This is a genomic window from Methanobrevibacter sp. (genome assembly GCF_017447225.1).
Classification (GTDB): Archaea; Methanobacteriota; Methanobacteria; order Methanobacteriales; family Methanobacteriaceae; genus Methanocatella.
On sequence record NZ_JAFSNZ010000007.1, the window covers coordinates 1 to 2,818 of the forward strand.

Sequence of the window (2,818 nt, forward strand, 5' to 3'; positions counted from 1 at the left end):
AATAAACATTATTATAAAAAAAGTAGAAGTAAGAAAAGAGTTAACTTTTCTTTTAAAATTTTAAATCAAATCGACAGCAGTTTTGATTGCTTCATCCATTTTATCGCTGTCTTTGCCCGCACCCTGTGCTAATGTGAGACGGCCTCCACCGCCACCACCTAAAACTCCTGCTGCAGTTTTGATTATATCGTTGATTTTAACCCCTTCATCAATAGCCTTTTGAGATGCTGCACCAACGATTTTACCGTCATTATTACCCATAATAACAACATCAGCCTTGCCGCTGTCAGTAAAGTCAGTAGCTATCTTTTGAAGTTCCTTGAAGTCACCATCAATTAGCTGATTTACAACTTTAAGGCCTTTGATTTCAACAAAGTCATCTGCCAGAGAGTTCATTTTCAAAGAAGCTATTTCAGATTTCAGCTTGTCAATTTCATTTTTCTGAGCTTTCCATTCTGAGAAGAATCTGTCACAGGTTTTTGGCAGCTGATCATTGTCGACTTTAAATATTGATGAACTTTCACGAAGGATTTCACCGTCATGCTGCATTGAGTCAATAGCTGCGAGACCTGCTGAAAAGTCTATCCTTTCAACACCGTCCTGAACTCTTTCTGTCTTGTTGATTTTGATTGGTCCGACAACTCCTGTTCTTAGGACATGTGTACCTGCACAGGCCTGAACGTCAACTCCGGGGATTTTAACTACACGAATCATTTTACCCGGAACGATACCTCCCTGGTAAAGTACGAATCCGTAGAGTTCCTGAGCTTCATCTCTTGTGTGGAACTGAATGTCCAAATCAATGTTTTCCATCACATATTCATTGGCTAACTTTTCAATTTCGTTAAGCTCTTCCTGTGTGATACGTTTGTAATGTGACAGGTCGATACGTGCTCGTGTAAGACCATTTTGAGATCCTGCCTGCCATATATGCTGACCTAGGACTTTTCTTGCAGCCGCAATGACCAGGTGAGTTCCAGTGTGGTGGCGTGCAAGAGTTATTCTTCTTGTCCAGTCGATTTTTCCAGTGGCTTTTTGACCAACAACGTCATCTGAGATATCTCCATCTACATTATGCAATACAACATTGTCAACTTTTTCAGCATATGGTATTTTAAATGAATTTCCATTGATGGAAACCTCACCGATATCTGAAGGTTGACCTCCTCCTTCAGGATAGAATGTGGTTTTATCAAAGATCAAACATTTCTTACCGTCCTTTTCAACCAATCCCAAAACTTCCGCTTCAAACTCTTGCTGGTAGAAATCTTTATAGAACAATAAATCAGTTTCAGGGAAGTCGACTTTAAATGAGGATTTTTTATTGGTGGTATCCTTTTCATGTGCTCCTGCAACCTGAGTGAAGAAGTTGTCCGGAACGTTTACTGTAAAATCGTCCCCCGCCATTTCAACTACGGTTTCCGGAGGAATTCCGTGAGCATCATATAAGTCTATCAGCATGTCAAGAGGCATTTCTGTTTTTCCTTCTTTTTTAAGTCTTTTGATTGACCTTTTAACAATGCTTTTACCTTTTTTAACAGTAGTGGCATAACGCTCTTCTTCCAGAGTAATGATGTTCATGATATGCTCTTCAGAATCACGGATTTCAGGATAGAATTTGGATAGGAAGTCCAATTGTATTGCCATTACATCAGCCAATGATTCCTTCATGTTCAGCTCTTTCATGAACCTGATTGTTCTTCTTAAAACCAATCGTGCAAGATAACCTTCTTTTACATTGGAAGGAATAATGCCGTCAGCAATCATGAATGCCAAACATCTTGTGTGGTCTGCAATGATATAAATTGCTTCCATAGGTTCAGCTGCTTTCAAGTATTCCTCTAAGGACAGATCCAAACTGTCTGCGACCTGTTGTCTTAATTCCTTCAAGTCACCAATATCCTCAATATCCATCATTCCGGCAATTTGAGCATTTCTTCCCTGGATATCTTCGTTGATTTCAACACCCGTCAATTCTTTTAACTTGTCAACAACCGGCGCAAAACATGCATCATAAGCCGTTGGAGTACCTTGTGAAATCCATGCGATACGCTCAAGTCCGTAACCAGTGTCGACGACCTTAATTGGAATTTCCTTTTTATCTCCGTTTTCCAGAGTTTCATATTGGATAAATACCAATGTTGCAAGTTCCACTCCTCTGCAGCATACCTCATAACAAGGTCCTTCGTTACCTCCACCGCTCCACCAGGATTTGATGAAAGTAATCTCTTCAGTGTTGATTCCGATATGAGCAAAGAACTCATGACAAAGTCTGATGGTTTCATCTTCCCAGTAAATGAAATCATCTTCCTTATTGATTACTGTGTGAGTTCCCATTGTAAAACAGGTCATATGACGACCTGTTCTTCCCACATTGTCCACGTCATTAAGTCTGATTGAAGGCTGAGCCATTTCTATAGGATTAGCAGGAGGTTTTACAAGGCCTGAAGTAATCCAAGGCTGGAAACAGAAAATGGATGCTCCGACCAAAAATACATCATCCCTCCATCTTTTAGCAAGAACAGGATATCTGTGGACATGTGTGTGTCCTTCGCTTTCTAAAAATTCTCTAAAGACCTGTTGGATTTCATATAAGTTATATGGTTTGTCTGTTGCAGGATTTGCAATGAACTCATACTCATCACATGGAGCGTCCCCACAAGTATCCCTATCAACTTGAGAGTAAAACTCCTGACCGCAGGTCTTACATGTTTGTTTTTTATAACCTAATTTATCAAAAATTTCTACCATTTTAATCATTTCAAAAGATTGATTAGTAAAGTATATGTTTTTTATATGTTAAATAACTTTCAAAATT

1 protein-coding gene is annotated in these 2,818 nt (G+C 39.2%); it reads right to left on the reverse strand.

Going from position 1 to position 2,818, the window contains the following annotated elements:
* Positions 1-60 precede the first annotated feature (60 nt).
* Positions 61-2,760 (reverse strand): alanine--tRNA ligase, encoded by a 2,700-nt coding sequence (alaS, locus tag IJQ68_RS00470; protein WP_292795531.1) that lies wholly within the window; start codon positions 2,758-2,760, stop codon positions 61-63.
* Between the last annotated feature and the right edge of the window lie 58 nt (positions 2,761-2,818).